Genomic DNA, 18,783 nt, shown 5'->3' on the forward strand with positions numbered 1-18,783 from the left:
AATGTAACTTTAAATTTTATAAATTATGCCAGTAGAACACAAATTTTTGAATCACAATTGGGAAAACGGTTTTTGGACAGAAAATGCAATTTTGAAAACTGAAAAGTATGAACCTGAAGTTTTATTTTTGGGTACTTTTAATCATGGTTTTGAATGGAATACTTCTGATTTTTTTTATGGAAGAGGAATGTATATGTGGACAATTATGTCAAATTTATTCATCCATAATGAAAATCATTTAATTCAAAGAAGATCAACAAATAACAATGTTCCATCATTAGATCAAATTTTTGAAATCTGTAAAAAAGGAAAAATTGTTTTTGCAGATTTAATTAAAGGTACAAAAGATGGTATTCAAACGATTGTAAACCAAAATCAAAAATGTGTAATTGTACAAAAAGATGATAATCGATATTGTTGGCATGATTATAAAGACAATTCAATACTTGACTTAATGAACTTTGGTTTTTTAGATGATAATGTTGAAGAAATAATAAATTATATTAATAATAATCAATCGATTAAATTTGTTTATTGCACTTTCAAATCTGGTGAGTTATTTTTAGAAATGATTGAAAAGATTAGGAGAAGCATTAGACCTGATGTTTCAATTGGACATATATTTACACCAACAGGTAATGGATTCGGTAAAAATTTGCAAATTCCATTTAATGAAAGAGCTTGGTCTATATCTCATTGTTGGGTAATGAATAATTTGGGAAATGATGTTTTTATTAATAAAGAAGGGTATTCACATTTAAACCATGATTGGTTAAGAAGTTGTGGTGTAAATCCATTAAATTTTTAATTCACTCTACATGAAAGATTTTATTTTAGAAAAAAAAGCTACAAATTCTCACTTAAAAGGAAATATAAACATTAGTAAAGTTCCAATTAATTTATTACCAAAAGTAAGTGAAAAAGTTATAATTGTTTTAGGTGATGATATTAGCCATTCAAATTTTGTTTTTGCAAAAGGATATAGAATTAATAATGTTTTAATTGGTAATTGGTTACAACAAAATAACATTAGGATAGGAAACACTTTTTATATTAGAATTACTAATAACAATACTTTTGAATTTTTAATTAATGTCTAAAAATCTCCAAACCATCCTCATCGGCACTGCAATAGGTGATTCACTTGGTGTTCCAGTGGAATTCCAACCACGAGGCTATTTAAAAGCAAATCCTGTAACCGATATGCGTGAATACGGTACACACGAACAACCAAAAGGAACTTGGTCAGATGATACGTCTTTGATGTTGTGTTTAGCAGAAAGCATGAGGGAAGGTTTAGATAGCAATAATCTAGCTCAAAAATTCATCGCTTGGAAAAATGATAATCTTTGGACACCGCACGGTTGGGTATTCGATATTGGCATAGGAACACGTATCGCCATAGAGCGTTTAGAAAACGGAATGACACCGGAATTAGCTGGCGGTTTTGATGAAAGGGACAACGGTAATGGTTCATTGATGCGAATTTTACCTTTGGTACTTCATATTAAAGAACTAGATATTGAAACACGTTTTGATTGGACCAAAAAAATATCTTCGATTACTCATGCACACGTTCGTTCTGTTATGGCTTGCTTTTATTATTTGGAATTCGCTAAAAAAATTATTGAAGGAAAAGATAAATTTCAAGCCTATAATGAATTACAATCGGAACTAACCCAGTATTTTGAACAAAGGAAAATTAATCCCATTGAAATCCATAAGTTTCATCGTTTGCTAAACGAAGACATTACAAAAGTGAACGAAGACAATATCAAGAGTTCAGGTTACGTTATCGATACATTGGAAGCGTCTATTTGGTGTATCCTAACTACCAATAATTATAAAGATGCTGTTCTAAAATCAGTAAACTTAGGACACGATACGGATACAACTGGAGCTGTAACAGGTGGATTAGCTGCTTTAATTTATGGAATGGATACAATTCCAGCAGAATGGATTAATACGTTAGCTAGAAAAGACGATATTATTAACTTAACAAAATCCTTATGAGAACTTATTTTTTCCGCTTAGGCTTTCTATCTCTATTGATTTTAAGCAGTTCAAGTTTATTTTCAAAAACGATTGCAGATTCTACCGTTGTGTTTGAAGATGATAAAATTTACATTCTTGATTTTGGAGGTGGCTCTATCGATTTAAGATACAAAAACGGTTACAAAGCCAAAGATCTCAATTATAAATATCAAATACGATTGTTTTATGACAACCCCATTTTTCTGGGTTCAGAAAAGAAAGAAACAGTCGAGAAAAAAGGTGTTGAAAATGTAAAGAAATCATACCTGGCTCCAGCGCTTAAATATCAGAAAGAGAACTTCTTCAATGACTTAGATATTGAGCCATCCCAAATCAAAATTATAACTAAAGAAGAAAACAACATAATGCATTTTTATTACCTTAGAGCGCATAGGGTAAACGAATGTAAAGATGGTATATCAAGTTATTTCTGGTGCAATGAAGAGGTCAAAGAAAAATTTTATGCCGAAGTAAATATAAACGATGAAGAAATCTATTTCAAAGAATTTAAAACAAAACCTGACAGATTTTAAAAACCTGTCGGGTTTTTTTATCTTTGCTACTTACAAACATACGAATGGAATTAAAATTAAACAGACCTATCTGCTTTTTCGATTTGGAAACCACCGGTATCGATGTGGGTAAAGACCGAATTGTAGAAATAGCAATTTTTAAGGTATATCCCAACGGAAATAAAGAAAGTAAAACCTGGTTGGTTAATCCCACCATTCCCATTCCTCCTCAATCTACAGCGGTTCATGGAATCACCAATGAGAAAGTAGCCAATGAACCAACTTTCAAAGAATTGGCGCCGCATGTGTACAATATGATTAAAGATTCGGATTTGGCAGGATTTAATTCGGATCGATTTGATATTCCGTTACTGGCAGAAGAATTATTGCGCGCAGAAGTAGATTTTGATATGAAAAACCGCGTATCGGTAGATGTACAGACTATTTTTCATAAAATGGAAGAGCGTACGCTGAGTGCTGCTTATAAATTTTATTGCGGTCAAACTTTAGAAAACGCTCACAGTGCCGAAGCAGATACCATGGCTACTTATGAAATTCTAAAAGCGCAATTGGATAGGTATCCGGATTTGGAAAATGATATCAAGGTGTTGTCTGAGTTTACTACTCGTAAAAAGTTTGTCGATTTCGCCGGATTTATTGCCCTAGATGATAAAGGACAAGAAATTTTCACTTTTGGTAAACACAAAGGGGTTGCAGTAGAATCGGTATTGGATAAAGAACCGGGATATTACGGTTGGATTCAAAATGCTGATTTCCCTTTATATACCAAAAAAGTGCTCACTGCAATTAAATTAAGAAAGTTGAATACGAAACTGTAAAAGATCATTAGAAAGTAGTTTTGACTTGTTTTGGACTGAGTTACTTTCGAATAAATTGACTAATCAATACATAAAAATGAAAATAATCTGTATTGGTCGTAATTATGTCGACCATATATCGGAACTAAATAATGAGCGTCCCAAAGAACCGGTGATTTTTATGAAACCCGATACGGCTATTTTGCCGAAACAATTTCCTTTTGTACTTCCGGAATTTAGTAATGATGTGCATCATGAGGTTGAAATATTGGTGAAGATCAATAAAGTAGGGAAATATATCGATGCTAAATTCGCTCATAAATACTATGACGAAATTGGCTTAGGAATCGATTTTACCGCGCGTGATCTGCAATCTAAACTAAAGGAAAAGGGACTGCCTTGGGAAATTGCCAAAGCATTTGACGGTTCAGCGGTAATAGGTGACTTTTTATCGAAAAATGATTTTAGTTCTTTGGAAAATATTAACTTTGAATTAAGAAATAACGGTCAATTGGTACAACAAGGAAATACCAATCAAATGCTGTGGAAAATAGACGAAATTATAGCCTATGTTTCGCAGTTTTTTACGCTTAAGACAGGAGATATTATTTTTACAGGTACTCCGGCTGGTGTAGCAAAGGTAAAACCGGAAGATGTTTTGGAAGGTTTTATTGAAAACAAACAATTGTTTAAGATACAAGTAAAATAATGGCGATACACTACAATTTAGCAAAGGTTTATGCAATTTCAGACGATGACAAAGATTTTGTCCTTCAAATTGTGAACTTATTTGTAGATGAGGTTCCCAACGACATCAAGGAGATGAAAGAAGGGATTAAAGAAAAAGACTATGCCCGAACGTACAGTTTTGCGCACAAAACAAAGCCTACTTTAGATCTGTTGGGTATGGATGCCGCGAAAGAAGAAATTCTTCAAATAGAACAATGGACTAAAGATCAGGGTAAGAAAAAAGAAATTAAGGAAGTATATAAAAGCCTTAAAAACAGAATAGATCTGGCTTTAGAAGAAGTAAAGAAAGATTTTAACTTATAATTTTACCGCTCCCCAAATTTAAATCTACAAAAAAATGAAAGCAGCCATAGTAACTATTGGTGATGAAATATTGATTGGTCAGATTATCGATACGAATTCAGGATATTTAGCCAAAGCACTTGATAAAATTGGAATTGGAGTACATGAGATGTTATCCATTTCAGATGATAAGCACCACATCTTAAATACACTTTCTTCGTTACAAAACAAGGTTGAAGTGGTTATTATCACTGGAGGATTAGGTCCTACTAAAGATGATATTACCAAGAAAACACTTTGTGAGTATACAAACGATACATTGGTTTCTAATGACGAAGTCTTGACTCATGTTACACAATTAATAGAAACCAATTTCAAAAGACCTATTTCAGCATTAAACAGAGAACAAGCTTTGGTTCCTTCTCGTTGTGAGGTTTTGTTTAATAAAGTAGGAACGGCCCCGGGAATGTGGATGGAAAAAGAAAATACTGTTTTTATTTCTTTGCCGGGTGTGCCATACGAAATGAAGTACATTATCGAGAATGAAGTAATTCCTAGACTTATTGCCAAATACAAGCGACCATATATTATCCATAAAACATTATTAACTTACGGAGTAGGGGAAAGTCTTTTAGCAGAACGTATCGAAGAATGGGAAGATAATTTGCCGGAATTCATCAAATTAGCGTATTTGCCAAGCCCGGGTAGAGTCCGTTTGCGATTGTCTGCCAGAGGAACCAGTGAAGAAGTGCTGCAGCAGGCATTAACAGAGCAGATCGCTTTGTTAAAACCGCAAATTGAAGATTGTTTGGTTGGTCTTGATGAAGGAGAACCTCTAGAGGTAATGCTCGGTAAATTGTTGACTTCTCATCAATTAACAATCGCTACTGCAGAAAGTTGCACCGGAGGAAAAATAGCCACAGTTTTAACAGCTGTTCCAGGAGCTTCGGCTTATTTTAAAGGAAGTATTGTTAGCTATGCAACAGAAATTAAAGAAACTGTTTTAGGAATTCCATCCGAAACAATTCAACAACATTCCGTGGTTAGTGCCGAAGTTGCCCGCGAAATGGCACAAAAAGTGCAACAACTCCTGAAAGCGGATTTTGTAATTGCTACTACCGGAAATGCAGGGCCTTCTAAAGGAGAGGCGGAGGCAGAAGTAGGAACTGTTTTTATAGGAATTGCTACTCCAAAAAAAGTATATGCAGAAGAATTTAACTTTGGTCAACCCAGAGAAAAAGTAGTCGATAGAGCTGTAAACAAAGGCTTGGAACTAATTTATAAAGAAATTTTAAAAAACTACGAAAAATAGTTTGGACATAAGGTTTATTTTTTGTTACTTTGCACCCTGATTTTGAATAACGATAAAAGATAAGCATAATGTCAAGAGTTTGTGACCTTACAGGAAAAAGAGCGATGGTAGGAAATAACGTTTCTCACGCTATGAACAAGACTAAGAGAAAATTCTCTGTAAACTTGGTTAAAAAACGTTTTTACCTTCCTGAAGAAGATAGATGGGTTACTTTAAGAGTAGCAGCTTCTACAATTAAAACGATTAACAAGAACGGAATTTCTGCTGTTTTGAAAAAAGCACAAGCAGACGGATTTATTAAATAATCTGTTCCTTAATAAATATATAGCAAGATGGCAAAGAAAGGTAATAGAATCCAAGTTATTTTAGAATGTACAGAACACAAAACTTCAGGTGTGCCTGGAACTTCTCGTTACATTACTACTAAAAACAAAAAGAATACTCCAGATAGATTAGAGATTAAAAAATTTAATCCTATCTTAAAAAGAGTAACAGTTCATAAAGAAATTAAATAATTAGTAAGTCATGGCAAAGAAAACCGTTGCAACGTTACAAACAGCTTCAAAAAGATTATCGAAAGCTATTAAAATGGTGAAATCGCCAAAAACTGGTGCTTATACTTTCGTTGAGGCAATCATGTCTCCAGAAGAAGTAGATGAATTTCTAAAAAAGAAATAATTTTATCCATTCAATATAACTAAGCTACTTTCATTGGGAAGTAGCTTTTTTATTTTATATTTGCTGTAAATTTTAGGAGCCCATCGTAAGGTGTTTTTTTTATGTTATTCCTGCTGTCCGCGCTACATGGTAGCTCGCTTCCATCAGGGCTATGTCCAATCCGAAGGCTTCTTTTAAACAAAACCATAACAACTCAAGTCATATAAAATTATGAGCTTTTTCAAAAGACTTTTTTCTTCAGATAAAAAAGAAACGCTAGACAAAGGGTTAGAAAAATCCAGCACTTCATTTTTATCTAAATTAACCAAAGCCGTTGCCGGAAAATCAAAAGTAGACGACGAAGTATTAGATAATTTAGAAGAAGTTTTAGTAACCTCTGATGTAGGTGTAAACACTACCTTAAAAGTCATCGAACGTATCGAAGAGCGCGTTGCTAAAGATAAATATCTAGGAACGGAAGAGTTAAATACCATCTTAAGAGAAGAAATTGCGGGACTTTTATCCGAAACAAATTCAGGAGAAGAAACAGAATTTGTAGTACCCAACAACAAGAAACCCTATGTGATTATGGTCGTAGGAGTAAATGGGGTAGGAAAAACAACCACGATAGGAAAGTTAGCCAACCAATTCAAAAAAGCAGGCTACAAAGTGGTGTTAGGAGCTGCTGATACTTTTCGTGCTGCAGCCATAGACCAATTGCAGATTTGGGCTGATAGAGTAGGAGTACCTATTGTAAAACAACAAATGGGTAGCGATCCTGCTTCTGTTGCTTTTGATACTTTGCAAAGCGCAGTTTCCCAAAATGCGGATGTGGTGATTATTGATACCGCAGGTCGTTTGCACAATAAAGTAGGTCTTATGAACGAATTGACCAAAGTAAAACGTGTAATGCAAAAAGTGGTGGAAGATGCACCACATGACGTATTATTAGTATTAGATGGTTCTACTGGACAAAATGCTTTTGAACAAGCAAAAGAATTTACAGCGGCTACCGATGTAACTTGTTTGGCAGTAACTAAATTAGACGGTACAGCAAAAGGAGGAGTTGTTATAGGTATTTCTGATCAGTTTCAGATTCCGGTTAAATATATAGGAGTAGGAGAAGGTATAGACGATCTTCAAGTGTTTAATAAATACGAATTCGTAGATTCATTCTTTAAGTAATTATGGAAAAGTTCATTCAGTTTTATAAAAATCTAAAACCAATGCATTTATTCCTTTTTGGTACGGTATTTTTACTGTTAGCCAGAACAACAAAGGATAACTTGGGTTTTGAAATGGGATCTTTATTAGCCTCTTTATTTATGTATATTTTGGCTTTGACTAAGTATCTTAAAAAGGAAAAAAATAAATAGTTATATATAATATTCATACAAAAAAACCGGCTTATGCCGGTTTTTCGTTTTTCAAATACTATTGAAATATTTTTAGATACTTTGAACGATTGCTACAAAATTATCCGCTTTCAGTGCTGCTCCTCCAATTAGTCCTCCGTCAACATCAGGTTGCGAGAAAATTTCTTTAGCATTTTCAGGTTTTACACTACCTCCATATAAGATAGACACATTTTCGGCGACGTCATTTCCGTAACGTTCTAAAATCGTTTCTCTGATGAATTTATGCATTTCTTGTGCTTGTTCCGGTGAAGCCGTTTCTCCAGTTCCGATGGCCCATACTGGTTCATAGGCTAGGATAATGTTTTTCCAGGCTGTTTCCGGTAAATGGAACAAAGCGTCTTTTAATTGGTATTCTACCACATTGAAGTGTTGTTTGTTTTGACGGTCTTTAAGCTCTTCACCAAAACAAAAAATTATCTCCATCTCGTGTTTTAAAGCGGTATCAACTTTATTGGCTAATAAAGCATCTGTTTCGTGAAAATAAGCACGGCGCTCAGAATGACCAAGAATAACGGTATTGACACCAATATTTTTAAGCATGTCAGCCGAAATTTCTCCCGTAAACGCTCCTCCTTCTGCCTGATGCATATTTTGTGCAGCTACTTCAATAGGTGTAAATTCAGTATGGTCTACCGCCGAGGCTAAATTGACAAAAGTAGGAGCAATAATCACTCTGCTTTCTGTTTCAGCAGGTAATTTCTGGATTAATTCGTTAATCAGGTCTTCCGTTTGTTCGGCGTTTTTATTCATTTTCCAGTTGCCGGCAACAATTTTCTGTCTCATTTACTGTATGTTTTTTATGGTCTCGTTAATTTTATCAAAATCAGTTTCTATAGCTCTGTATAAAGCAATTTTACCGGTTTTGTCAAGAATAATATATCTAGGAATCCAATTTAAGTCAATCGATTGTCCAAAACTTCCTTTCATACCGCCTTCCATTAAATAGTGGTCACCAACCAAGGCATGTTTTTCGATTCCTTTTAACCAAGCTTCATTAGTTTTATCGGCTGATAAAAAAACATAAGCCACTTCTGAATGTTGTGCTTGTAATTCTTTTAGTTTAGGCATATTTTTTACACAATCACTGCACCAAGACGCCCATGCTTCTATCACAATGGTTTTGCCTTTGTGTTTGCTGATGATTTCTTGAAACGAAATTTCCTGTCCTTTAACATCTTTTAATTTAGAGGACAAAGCTTCTGGAGTAAATTCGGTTTTTTGGGCTTGAGAGCAAGAAATACTCAGAAATAATAATGATAATAGGCTAAATATTTTTTTCATGGTTTATTATAGTTTAATGTTTTCAATATCGTTGTAATGTGCTTTTTGCATGATGGTTCCTTTTTGTAAAACTACTATACTTGGATTGGCTCGTTCAATAGTTTTGATAGTAGTAGGATCACAAAAATAGAAGTCGAAGGTAAATCCGTATTGTTGTTTTATTTTTTCAACTGAAGCAGCATCAGAACCTGTTACCGCAATAGTGTGATAACCTTTAGCTTTGGCTTTTTGATAAAAATTTTCTAAAAGTTTTAAGCCTTCAGGAGCAGATTTTTCTAAAGCATAAAGAGTGAAAAAAATGACTTTTTCTTCGTTAAGAATTTCTTCTTTGTAATCGCTTCCGTCTTTTTCCAAACTGAAATCATGAATAGGAGGCACATATCCTTCTTTGATTAATTTATCCACACGGTCAATGAATTTCGCTGTAGGAGGTATGTTCATCAACTCCTTGTCTGAAAATTCTTTTTGTATTCCGTTTACTTCATAAATGAATTTCATTTCATACTCAGATTTTGGAGCTCCTTCTGGGATTTCCATTCCTTTTTGAATGTTTTTTCCAATGGCAAAGGCTCTAAAATCAATCAATGGTAAATGATGTAAAACATGATAACCAATATAACAACTCGCTACAAGACTAAGAACAGAAACTGCTGAAGCAAATTTGTTATTGAATAAGGTTGTGATGTATTGCTTGTTAAAGAATAAAATAAGTATGAAAACCAGTAATACAACATCTTTAGTGAACGATTCCCATGGAGTTAGTTTTAAGGCATCTCCAAAACAACCACAATCTTTTACTACATTGAAGTAGGCAGAATAGAACGTTAAAAATGTAAAGAATAAAATTAAAGCCAGTAAGCTCCAAAGTGTAAATTTAGTTTGGTATCCCACTAAAAGCATAACGCCTAATACCATCTCAAGGATAACTACGAAAAGCGCTAATCCTAAGGTATAAGGAAGTAATGCCGGTAAATTGAAAACAGTTTCTCCAAAGTATTCATCTAATTTATACGAAAATCCTACAGGGTCATTTAGTTTGATGAAACCCGAAATGATAAATAAAAGACCAACAAACAAACGTGAAAAATGTACAATGTATTTCATATTGAAATTACTTTTGTTAAAATTTGAAAATTACTTTTTATAGTCCATTAAAATAAGAGCAAAAACAGCATAATTAATCATATCCTGATAGTTTGCGTCAATGCCTTCTGATACCAAAGTCTTGCCTTTGTTGTCTTCGATTTGTTTTACACGAAGTAATTTTTGTAAAATTAAATCGGTTAACGAACTCACACGCATTTCACGCCAAGCTTCACCGTAATCGTGATTTTTAGCTTCCATTAATTCTTTGGTGATTTTAATTTTTTCATCATACAAGGCCACAGCATCAGTGACATTTAAATCCGGTTGATCTACAACACCTTTGTCTAACTGAATTAAAGCCATGATAGCGTAATTGATAATCCCAACAAATTCAGAAGCTTCACCTTCGTCTACTTTTCGTACCTCTTTTTCTTGCAAAGAGCGAATTCTTTGGGCTTTAATAAAAATTTGATCGGTGAGAGAAGGCAATCGCAATATGCGCCATGCACTTCCGTAATCTTTTAGTTTTTTAGTAAATAAATCGCGACAAATCGATATGATTGCATCGTATTGTTGTGAGGTATTATGCATTAGATAGTATATTTGTATCAAGTTTGTCCAAAAATAGGACTTTTTTTGGATTGAATTAGGAATATTAACGATTTTTGAACATCTATTATTTACCTATGACCATTAATTGCAACGGAAACCTGATCGATTTATCTATCCCAAAGGTAATGGGAATTTTAAACGTAACCCCTGATTCTTTCTACGATGGAGGCAGGCATGTTTCTGAAAAGATGCTTTTGAGTCAAGTCGAAAAAATGCTCACCGATGGGGCTACATTTATAGATGTGGGAGGTCAAACAACAAAGCCGACATCGACTTTGATTTCTGCAGAAGAAGAATTGAAACGAGTGATTCCTGCGGTGGATTTGATTTTGAAAAATTTCCCAGAAGCAATACTTTCCATAGATACGTTTTATGCAAAAGTGGCCCAAGAAAGTGTAGCGCATGGAGCAGCAATTATAAATGATGTTTCTGCCGGCAGTTTAGACGAAGCCATGTTTGACACAATTGCTCGCTTACAGGTACCTTATATTATGATGCACATGCGAGGGACTCCGCAAACCATGCAAAACTTGACTCAGTATGACGATTTGTTGAAAGAAATTTGTTACTATTTCTCAGAAAAAATTGCACATGCCCGAAGTTTAGGGATCAATGATTTGATTTTAGACCCAGGTTTTGGTTTTGCAAAAACAACCGAACAAAATTTTGAGTTGATGCGTCAGTTGGAATTATTCAACATCTTCGAATTGCCGCTTTTGATTGGTATTTCAAGAAAATCAATGATTTATAAAACTTTAGAAGTGACCGCTGCCGAAGCTCTCAACGGTACCACTTTTTTAAATGCGATTGCCTTAACCAAAGGAGCTCAAATTCTGAGAGTGCATGATGTTAAAGAAGCGGTGGAATGTGTGAAATTGTTTGAGAAACTATAAATAGTTGACCGCAGCAATTTAAGATTATTTTAAATTCCATCGTTTTGGTAATTATTTGATGGAAATGAAGCAATAATCTTAAAGATTGGTTATTGCAGTAAGGATGCAATTTCCGGTATAGAATCGGGAGCTACTAATTTGCCATTTTTTAAAGCTACACCAGTCACTTTAGCCGATAAGATAGTTTTGTTGTCAGATATTCGAATAATATTCTGATGGAAAATAACTCTCAAATGACCTTCTTTTTCTGCAGAAACTTCAATTTTAAATCGATCACGACTGACTAATGAGTTTTTAAAATTCATCTCAATGCTTTTCACTACTAAAAGGATATTGTTTTGAGAGAATGCTACAAAATCGATACCATGATGGTGTAAGAATTCGTGTCGGGCGTGTTCTAAATAATTTTGATACACCGAATTATTTACAATTCCTTGTACGTCTAATTCGTAATCTCTTACCGCTAATTCAATTGAAAAAAGTTCCATGGGTTAAGCATTAGTGTTTTCTTCGCGGTTTAAAAATTGCGCTTCGTATAATTTTTTGTAATAGCCGTTTTCTTTTTGTAACAGTTCTTTGTGACTGCCTTCTTCTACCACTATACCTTTGTCTAAAACTACTATTCTATTAGCATTGATTACTGTCGCTAAACGATGGGCAATGACAATTGAAGTTCTATTTTTGGTAAGCGTATTTGTTGCTTTTTGAATTAATTCTTCTAAATAGGCATCGATAGAAGAGGTCGCTTCGTCTAAAATAAGAATACTCGGATTGCTCACATAAGCTCTTAAGAAAGCAATCAACTGTCTTTGTCCGGAAGAGAGCATGCTGCCTCGTTCTTTAACATCATAATCGTAATTGTCGGGTAATCTCATAATGAAATCATGCGCACCAATTTCTTTAGCCGCTTTAATTACCTCTTCTCTGGAAATTTTCGGATTGTTTAAAGTAATATTGTTGTGTATTGTATCGGCAAACAAGAAAACATCTTGCAATACTACAGCAATTTGTTTGCGAAGACTTTCTAAAGTATATTCTTTTATGTTGTGTCCATCAATAGAGATGGTTCCTGATTTGATTTCATAAAAACGATTCAACAAATTAATGATGGTCGATTTTCCCGCGCCCGTTGCTCCAACAATGGCTATAGTTTCGGCCTTTTTTATAGAAAGGTTGATTTTTTTTAGAACGTCTTCGTCTTTTTTATAACCAAATACAACTTCTTTAAATTCGATATTACCTTCAAAATGAGGTGCTTCTAGAGAGCCGGAATCTTCAATAGGTTGATGATTGTCTAATACTTCAAACACACGATTGGCAGCGATCATTCCCATTTGCATCTCATTGAATTTATCCGCAATTTGACGTAGAGGAGTGAAAAATATAGAGATATACATCGTGTAGGCGAAAAGGTCTCCAAAACTGGTGATTCCATCGTTGTTTAAAATGTTTAATCCACCATACCAAATGATCAAACTCAGTGTTAAAGCCGAAACGATATCAGCAATTGGAAAGAAAATGGAGTTGTACCAAACGTTTTTAATCCAAGCTTTTTTGTGCAATTGGTTAATGGCTTTAAAATTTTCATATTCAATATCTTCACGAGTGAAAAGCTGTACTATTTTCATTCCTGAAACACGCTCTTGTACGAAAGTGTTCATGTTGGCAATTTGAGCACGAACCTCTTCAAATGCAACTTTCATTTTAATTTGGAAAACTCTGGTAGCATAGATTAAAATAGGCATGGCTGCTATTACAATTAAAGTAAGCTTCCAGTTCATGTAGAGCATAAAACCTAACACAACAATCATTTTAAGCAGGTCACTCACGATCATGAATAGTCCTTGACTGAAAATTCGGGCTATGGCTTCAATATCTGAAACGGCTCGAGTTACCAATTTTCCAACGGGCTCGTTGTCGTAATAACTCATTCTGAAAGTAGACAAGTGATTGAATAGTTTAATTCGAATGTCCTTAATGATGTCTTGTCCTAACCAATTGGCCCAATACACAAAATAGAATTGTGCTAGCACTTCTAAGAATAATGTTAAAGCGATGAGTCCGATAAAGAGCAATAATCCTGTTTCGTCTTTGGTTTGAATGTAATGATCAACATTATATTTTAGTAAATACGGGCGCAATGCGGCAAATAACGATAATAAAATGGCCCATACAATTACGCTATTGTAACGCCATTGATAAGGTTTGGTGTATACTAAAATTCTTTTAAAAAGTTTCGAATCAAATGCTTTCATGCTATTTGTTGATATACGGATACGTAATATTTGTTAAGAACAATCCTTGAGCTGGAACAGAAAAGCCCGCTTGTTTACGGTCTTTACTTTCTATGATTTTTATAAAATCTTCCTTCGTAATCTTATGTAACCCAATATTTACTAATGTGCCAACAATGGCTCGCACCATGTTTCTGAGAAAACGATCAGCAGTAATAGTAAAGATCAGTTTGTTATTTTCTTTTCTCCAGTAAGCTTCGGTAATTTTACAATTATAGGTAAACACATCTGTGTTAGACTTAGAAAAACACTGAAAATCTGTAAAATTAAGCAATAACTGAGCTGCTTCATTCATGGCTTCAAGATCTAGTGGTAATTGATTATACCACGATGTCTCATTACCAAAAATATCTTTTTTAGTCGATATAAAATAATGGTAAGTTCTCGAAGTAGCATCAAAACGAGCATGAGCTTCTTCGTGTACGGGAATAATATCGTATACAATAATATCTTTGGGTAAAAAAGAATTGGCCTTGTAGATTAATTTGTCTTTATCGATTTCTTTATCGGTATCAAAATGACCATACATCAAGGAAGCATGAACACCGCTATCGGTACGTCCTGCCCCAACAATATCGATTTCTTGCTGTAATAGTGTGGAAAAAATTTTGTTTAAAGTTTCTTGTACAGAAATAGCATTGGGTTGGTATTGCCAACCATGATAATGTGTTCCGTTATAAGCAAATTCGATAAAGTATCTCAAACCAAAAATCTTTTTTGCAAAGATAGAAGAATTCTATGGGTTATAAATTAAAAAAAGACTCAGCAAACGATAGTTCTTTGAGTCTTTTTGTGATTAGATGATATTGATTAACGTCTTCCGTGTCCGTGACCATGTCCGTTTCCGCGACCATGATTTTCGTTTCTGTCGTTTTGTTTTTTATAATAACCTCTATCGTTATTGCGATAATAATAGTGGTCGTCGTTATCGTAGCGTCTTTCCTTAACCACTACATAATTGGTTCTTCTGTTGTAGTTAGGACCGTAGTATTCGTGACGATAGTTTCTGTAGTTATCTCTCCAATAGTGTCTGCGGTGATAATCAAAATTTACCCAAGGAGAATTTCCTCTATAATTAATCACTACTCTATGTCCTCGGTTGATATCGTATCCATGGCAGTATTCTGGTAAGTAACGTGAGCGTATCCAACCGTTTGGACCATAGTAAACATATACAGCATCGTAGGTATCGTAATAACATTCGATTTCCGGTAAATAAACGTATTGCACTCGTTCTTCATGGTAATGATCGTGCCAAGTTGGTCGAGAACCAATATTCAAACTTATAGAAACTTGCGCATTAGATTCCAGAGAAAATAAAACTAAAAATGCTCCGAATATAAATTGTAACTTTTTCATCGTGTATGGTTTTTAAGTTATGGATAATAGTCTGTTGATTTAAACGATAATCCAATTACTATGCCAAAACGAAAAAGTAACAGAATTTAGTTAAAATTTTAACAAATACTGAAAGAGTTTTTCTGTGGGTAAACCTACCACATTGGTATAGGATCCTTCAATTTTGGAAATGCCGATAAGCCCTATCCAATCCTGAATTCCGTAGCTACCAGCTTTATCTAGTGGTTGGTAGTGGTGAACATAATATTCAATAGCTTCTAAACTTAAATCTGAAAAGGTCACTTGAGTGATATCGTAGATAATATCTGATTTTTCTTTGGTTTTACAACATACCGAAGTAACTACTTGATGGGTTTTTCCAGATAGTTTTTGTAACATTTGAACTGCTTCTGCTTCATTTCTAGGTTTGCCCAAAGCTTCGTTATCTAACCAAACTAAAGTATCACTAGTGATTAATAATTCATTTTTTTCTAAATCATTAAATGCATCGGCTTTTAATTGTGCCAAATAATTTGTGATTTCATACGATTGTAAATGTGGGGGATACACTTCTTCAATTTCTTTCAATCGAATTTCGAAATCTAAATCCAAATCTTTTAAAAATTGTTGACGGCGCGGAGATCCTGAAGCCAGAATGATTTTAGTATTTTCAAATTTCTTACGAAGCATAATATTGAATATTTAATCCGATGACACCAATGGCTAATATTCCAAAGAAAATGATCAGTTTTAAAACTAGACTCAAATGATTGAAATCTTTCTTGTTCTTGGCAGTACCCATTTTAATCATAAAATAAAGCAAAGGACCTATGATAAATCCTAAAATATAGACTGTAGCAAACTCTAATTGGAATAAGTATGTATAGATGTAATAAAGAATCATGATTACAGGAATAAAACTGTAGCCTAGTAATATTTTAGTGGTTCTTGAAACTCCTAGTACAATTGGAAGCGTGGAAATACCACTATTATAATCACCTTTCATATCCTCTAAATCTTTTACGATTTCCCGAAGCAGATTAATAATAAAAGCGATCACAGCGAAATCTAATAAGATGGAAAAAGTCATTTTCATTTGGGCTTGATTTTCTGGAATCGTTGCAGGGTAAATTTCAAACAAGCCAATAATTATGATGCTAAAAGCCAATAAAAAGGAAATAATTAGATTTTTAACCAATAGAATTTGTTTGAAAGAAGTAGCATACATGTACAACAAAGCGGCACAAAAAATAAAAACAGAACCAAAAATAGGTTTACCAATTACATTAGCCAGATAGAAACCTAAAAGTACTCCAATTATCGTAAAAGTAGCATAGAGATTATAAGCTTGATTCTCGGAAATAGATTTTCCAACTTGGTTGCTATTGGGTTTGTTTATCGCATCCGAATTCTGATCGTTAATATCGTTGATAATATTTCCACCAGCCGCAATGCAAATAGTTGCTAGAACTAATAGACCAAATTGCCAGTCGGATAGAAACAACCAAATGTTTTGTATTTTTAAAAAACCATATAAAACGACAAACTGCATTAAAGCAATGAGTAATAAATTAGGATAGCGAATTAGTTTTAGGTATTTCATTGTTTTTAATCGAATTTACCATTAAAATAAGTATTCCATTTCTCTTGAACTTTCATCACTTGTTCAATAACATCACGAACGGCACCTTTACCGCCATTTCTGTGAGAAATATATTGGGATATTTCTTTAATTTCTGGTACAGAATCCTGAGGGCAGGTAGGTAATCCTACCAATTTCATCACGTGAAAATCAGGGATATCATCACCCATATATAATACTTGTTCCGGCTTAATGTTATAGATGTCGATATATTCTTTAAAGGTTTCTACTTTATCGGAACAGCCTAAATGAATATCTGTAATCCCTAAATTTCGTAAACGAATTCTAACTCCTTCATTGCTACCGCCGGAAATGATACAAACGTTATAACCACTTTCAATAGCGGCTTTCATGGCAAAACCATCGCGGATATTCATCTCGCGAAGCATTTCGCCAGTTGGGGTTACATGTACTGTTCCATCGGTCAATACACCATCAACATCAAAGATGAAGGTGGTGATGTCGTTCATCAGTTCTTTATAGCTTTTTGCCATTGTCAATTATGGATTTTGTAAGTAGTTTATAGATTTCTTTATGGGTTTGATCAGTCAGAAAATTAAGATGTGTGTTAATGGTAATGCTGTCGTTTCTTTTCGCTGGTCCTGTTTGTGCTTCCTGAGGCGAAAGAGTTTTTATCTTGTTCGCTGTTTCTTCAATCAGAGGATATAAAATTTCAAATGGAATATTGTTGGTTTGACAAATTTCAGAACCAATTTGATACAAGTGATTCACAAAATTGCATACAAAAACGGCAGATACATGTAATGCTTTTCTTTGTTGAGAGTCAATCGCATATACTTTATCGGAGATAGCTAGAGCAACTTGTTCTAGTAATTTGAAATCGGATTCAGTTGTAGCTTCCAAACAGATGGGAATTGTCCGGAAATTGACTTCTTTCCCTTTAGTGAATGTTTGAAGTGGATAAAAAACACCTTTTCGGTTTTCATCGTTTAGGATTTCAATCGAAGCCGAACCGGAAGTATGTACTACGAGTTTGTTTTTAAACAAAAGTTGATTCGAAACCTGTTCAATAGCATTATCGGTTACGGCAATAATATAAAGATCGGCTTCCTGAATTTGGTTAAAATCAGTTGTAATTTTATCTTTTTCAATAATATCACCAATACTTTCAGGGTTGCGAGCCAAAACTTGTTTTACTTCAACGGTATTACTTTTAGCGAAGGCTGAAATCAAGTGTTGCGCAACATTTCCGGCACCAATTATTACTGTCTGAATCATGTGGCTAAAATAGTAAAAAATACACTTTTAAAAGAATTCATGCACTATTAACAATTTGTTGTTGATAATCAAAAGGATTATTTGTTGTTTTGTTCAAGTAAAATTTTATTTTTGCATAATAACCAAAACTATTTTTAATCTATGAAAAAGTTATTCTTGTTAGCGCTTTTTTTAATCAGCGGTCTAAGTTTCGGACAAATTAAGGTATTGCCAACAACTCCATTAGAACGCTTGGGAAGAGTGGGTACTAACGAAGTTTATGTACAAAAAGAAGGAACTCAATATACATTCTTTTATAAAGACATAGAAAATACAGACGAAAGCTCTACTAAAAATTTTTCATTTAAGAATGTAGACAACGATTACGAAAATCTTTACAAAATCATTATTGATGGTTTCAATGCATCACCGATGTATGATATTAAATTAGAACTTCCAAATGATTTTGTATGGTTACATTATACTAAAACTTCTGCAAGACCAGTGGTTCAGTTTATGACTACAAATAAATTGACTTCATCTACAGGAATTTCACAAATGTTAAGTGTAGAAGACATTAAAAAACTATTCGAAAAAAATTAATTCTTTATTTTTGATTGAGATAGGAAGCGAAAC

26 protein-coding genes are annotated in these 18,783 nt (G+C 33.9%); 14 read left to right on the forward strand and 12 right to left on the reverse strand.

What is annotated here, in order from left to right; all coding sequences use genetic code 11:
- Positions 1-25: 25 nt before the first annotated feature.
- From NAT50_RS03385 to ftsY, 12 genes are all read left to right on the forward strand, one after another.
- Positions 26-808, forward strand: coding sequence for a hypothetical protein (locus tag NAT50_RS03385; RefSeq protein ID WP_250591513.1), 783 nt, complete (start codon positions 26-28; stop codon positions 806-808).
- A 10-nt stretch (positions 809-818) separates the two neighbouring features.
- Positions 819-1,100, forward strand: a complete 282-nt coding sequence (locus NAT50_RS03390) for a hypothetical protein (protein ID WP_250591515.1) — start codon at positions 819-821, stop codon at positions 1,098-1,100.
- The gene (locus NAT50_RS03395; protein ID WP_250591517.1) at positions 1,093-2,013 is read left to right on the forward strand and encodes an ADP-ribosylglycohydrolase family protein; all 921 of its coding nucleotides are present in this window, start codon (positions 1,093-1,095) and stop codon (positions 2,011-2,013) included. The genes NAT50_RS03390 and NAT50_RS03395 overlap by 8 nt, the downstream gene beginning before the upstream one ends.
- Positions 2,010-2,567: a hypothetical protein gene (locus tag NAT50_RS03400; RefSeq protein WP_250591519.1), complete on the forward strand. Its 558-nt coding sequence runs from the start codon at positions 2,010-2,012 to the stop codon at positions 2,565-2,567. Before NAT50_RS03395 ends, NAT50_RS03400 begins: the two co-directional genes overlap by 4 nt.
- Positions 2,568-2,611: 44 nt before the next feature.
- The gene (locus NAT50_RS03405) at positions 2,612-3,385 is read left to right on the forward strand and encodes a 3'-5' exonuclease (protein ID WP_250591521.1); all 774 of its coding nucleotides are present in this window, start codon (positions 2,612-2,614) and stop codon (positions 3,383-3,385) included.
- Positions 3,386-3,461: 76 nt separating this feature from the next.
- Positions 3,462-4,073, forward strand: coding sequence for a fumarylacetoacetate hydrolase family protein (locus tag NAT50_RS03410; protein WP_250591523.1), 612 nt, complete (start codon positions 3,462-3,464; stop codon positions 4,071-4,073).
- Positions 4,073-4,417, forward strand: a complete 345-nt coding sequence (locus tag NAT50_RS03415; protein ID WP_250591525.1) for an Hpt domain-containing protein — start codon at positions 4,073-4,075, stop codon at positions 4,415-4,417. The genes NAT50_RS03410 and NAT50_RS03415 overlap by 1 nt, the downstream gene beginning before the upstream one ends.
- Before the next feature lie 34 nt (positions 4,418-4,451).
- Positions 4,452-5,708 carry a CinA family nicotinamide mononucleotide deamidase-related protein gene (locus NAT50_RS03420; protein WP_250591527.1) on the forward strand — a complete coding sequence of 419 codons (1,257 nt, stop codon included), beginning with the start codon at positions 4,452-4,454 and terminating at the stop codon, positions 5,706-5,708.
- Positions 5,709-5,776: 68 nt separating this feature from the next.
- The gene (gene rpmB / locus NAT50_RS03425) at positions 5,777-6,013 is read left to right on the forward strand and encodes a 50S ribosomal protein L28 (protein ID WP_250591529.1); all 237 of its coding nucleotides are present in this window, start codon (positions 5,777-5,779) and stop codon (positions 6,011-6,013) included.
- A gap of 27 nt (positions 6,014-6,040) precedes the next feature.
- The gene (gene rpmG, locus NAT50_RS03430; protein WP_008253902.1) at positions 6,041-6,223 is read left to right on the forward strand and encodes a 50S ribosomal protein L33; all 183 of its coding nucleotides are present in this window, start codon (positions 6,041-6,043) and stop codon (positions 6,221-6,223) included.
- Between the two features lie 10 nt (positions 6,224-6,233).
- Complete coding sequence (locus NAT50_RS03435; protein WP_014166478.1) at positions 6,234-6,386, forward strand: DUF4295 domain-containing protein; 153 nt, start codon at positions 6,234-6,236, stop codon at positions 6,384-6,386.
- Between the two features lie 210 nt (positions 6,387-6,596).
- Positions 6,597-7,550 (forward strand): signal recognition particle-docking protein FtsY, encoded by a 954-nt coding sequence (gene ftsY / locus NAT50_RS03440; RefSeq protein ID WP_250591531.1) that lies wholly within the window; start codon positions 6,597-6,599, stop codon positions 7,548-7,550.
- Positions 7,551-7,813: 263 nt separating this feature from the next.
- On the opposite strand, the gene tpiA is transcribed toward ftsY, so the two are convergent.
- Genes tpiA through NAT50_RS03460 form a run of 4 tightly spaced genes read right to left on the reverse strand, consistent with a single transcriptional unit; the run spans position 7,814 to position 10,741 of the window.
- Complete coding sequence (gene tpiA, locus NAT50_RS03445) at positions 7,814-8,566, reverse strand: triose-phosphate isomerase (RefSeq protein ID WP_250591533.1); 753 nt, start codon at positions 8,564-8,566, stop codon at positions 7,814-7,816.
- On the reverse strand, positions 8,567-9,064 hold the full coding sequence (locus NAT50_RS03450) for a TlpA family protein disulfide reductase (protein WP_250591535.1): 498 nt from the start codon (positions 9,062-9,064) through the stop codon (positions 8,567-8,569). It abuts the gene before it with no gap.
- A 6-nt stretch (positions 9,065-9,070) separates the two neighbouring features.
- The gene (locus NAT50_RS03455; RefSeq protein WP_250591537.1) at positions 9,071-10,168 is read right to left on the reverse strand and encodes a BT_3928 family protein; all 1,098 of its coding nucleotides are present in this window, start codon (positions 10,166-10,168) and stop codon (positions 9,071-9,073) included.
- Between the two features lie 30 nt (positions 10,169-10,198).
- The gene (locus NAT50_RS03460) at positions 10,199-10,741 is read right to left on the reverse strand and encodes a DUF1599 domain-containing protein (RefSeq protein WP_250591538.1); all 543 of its coding nucleotides are present in this window, start codon (positions 10,739-10,741) and stop codon (positions 10,199-10,201) included.
- Positions 10,742-10,836: 95 nt separating this feature from the next.
- On the opposite strand from NAT50_RS03460, the gene folP reads away from it, so the two are divergent.
- Positions 10,837-11,655 carry a dihydropteroate synthase gene (gene folP, locus NAT50_RS03465; RefSeq protein ID WP_250591540.1) on the forward strand — a complete coding sequence of 273 codons (819 nt, stop codon included), beginning with the start codon at positions 10,837-10,839 and terminating at the stop codon, positions 11,653-11,655.
- A gap of 89 nt (positions 11,656-11,744) precedes the next feature.
- Here folP and NAT50_RS03470 read toward each other — a convergent pair whose 3' ends face one another.
- The 8 genes from NAT50_RS03470 to NAT50_RS03505 form a co-directional block, all read right to left on the reverse strand.
- Positions 11,745-12,143, reverse strand: coding sequence for an acyl-CoA thioesterase (locus NAT50_RS03470; RefSeq protein ID WP_250591542.1), 399 nt, complete (start codon positions 12,141-12,143; stop codon positions 11,745-11,747).
- A gap of 3 nt (positions 12,144-12,146) precedes the next feature.
- Positions 12,147-13,910, reverse strand: coding sequence for an ABC transporter ATP-binding protein (locus NAT50_RS03475; protein ID WP_250591544.1), 1,764 nt, complete (start codon positions 13,908-13,910; stop codon positions 12,147-12,149).
- A 1-nt stretch (position 13,911) separates the two neighbouring features.
- Complete coding sequence (truA, locus tag NAT50_RS03480; protein ID WP_250591546.1) at positions 13,912-14,652, reverse strand: tRNA pseudouridine(38-40) synthase TruA; 741 nt, start codon at positions 14,650-14,652, stop codon at positions 13,912-13,914.
- 107 nt (positions 14,653-14,759) lie between these two features.
- Positions 14,760-15,308: a hypothetical protein gene (locus NAT50_RS03485; RefSeq protein WP_250591548.1), complete on the reverse strand. Its 549-nt coding sequence runs from the start codon at positions 15,306-15,308 to the stop codon at positions 14,760-14,762.
- A gap of 90 nt (positions 15,309-15,398) precedes the next feature.
- A complete protein-coding gene (locus NAT50_RS03490) occupies positions 15,399-15,977 on the reverse strand; it encodes a Maf-like protein (protein ID WP_250591550.1) in 579 nt (192 codons plus the stop codon).
- On the reverse strand, positions 15,967-16,890 hold the full coding sequence (locus NAT50_RS03495; RefSeq protein ID WP_250591552.1) for a geranylgeranylglycerol-phosphate geranylgeranyltransferase: 924 nt from the start codon (positions 16,888-16,890) through the stop codon (positions 15,967-15,969). The genes NAT50_RS03490 and NAT50_RS03495 overlap by 11 nt, the downstream gene beginning before the upstream one ends.
- Before the next feature lie 5 nt (positions 16,891-16,895).
- Positions 16,896-17,423 carry a KdsC family phosphatase gene (locus tag NAT50_RS03500; protein ID WP_250591554.1) on the reverse strand — a complete coding sequence of 176 codons (528 nt, stop codon included), beginning with the start codon at positions 17,421-17,423 and terminating at the stop codon, positions 16,896-16,898.
- Positions 17,407-18,168, reverse strand: a complete 762-nt coding sequence (locus NAT50_RS03505) for a Rossmann-like and DUF2520 domain-containing protein (RefSeq protein ID WP_250591556.1) — start codon at positions 18,166-18,168, stop codon at positions 17,407-17,409. Before NAT50_RS03505 ends, NAT50_RS03500 begins: the two co-directional genes overlap by 17 nt.
- A gap of 141 nt (positions 18,169-18,309) precedes the next feature.
- Here NAT50_RS03505 and NAT50_RS03510 point away from each other — a divergent pair, with 141 nt between their 5' ends.
- Positions 18,310-18,750, forward strand: coding sequence for a hypothetical protein (locus NAT50_RS03510; protein WP_250591558.1), 441 nt, complete (start codon positions 18,310-18,312; stop codon positions 18,748-18,750).
- The last annotated feature ends 33 nt before the right edge of the window (positions 18,751-18,783 follow it).

This window comes from Flavobacterium luminosum, assembly GCF_023635005.1.
GTDB classification, from domain to species: domain Bacteria; phylum Bacteroidota; class Bacteroidia; order Flavobacteriales; family Flavobacteriaceae; genus Flavobacterium; species Flavobacterium luminosum.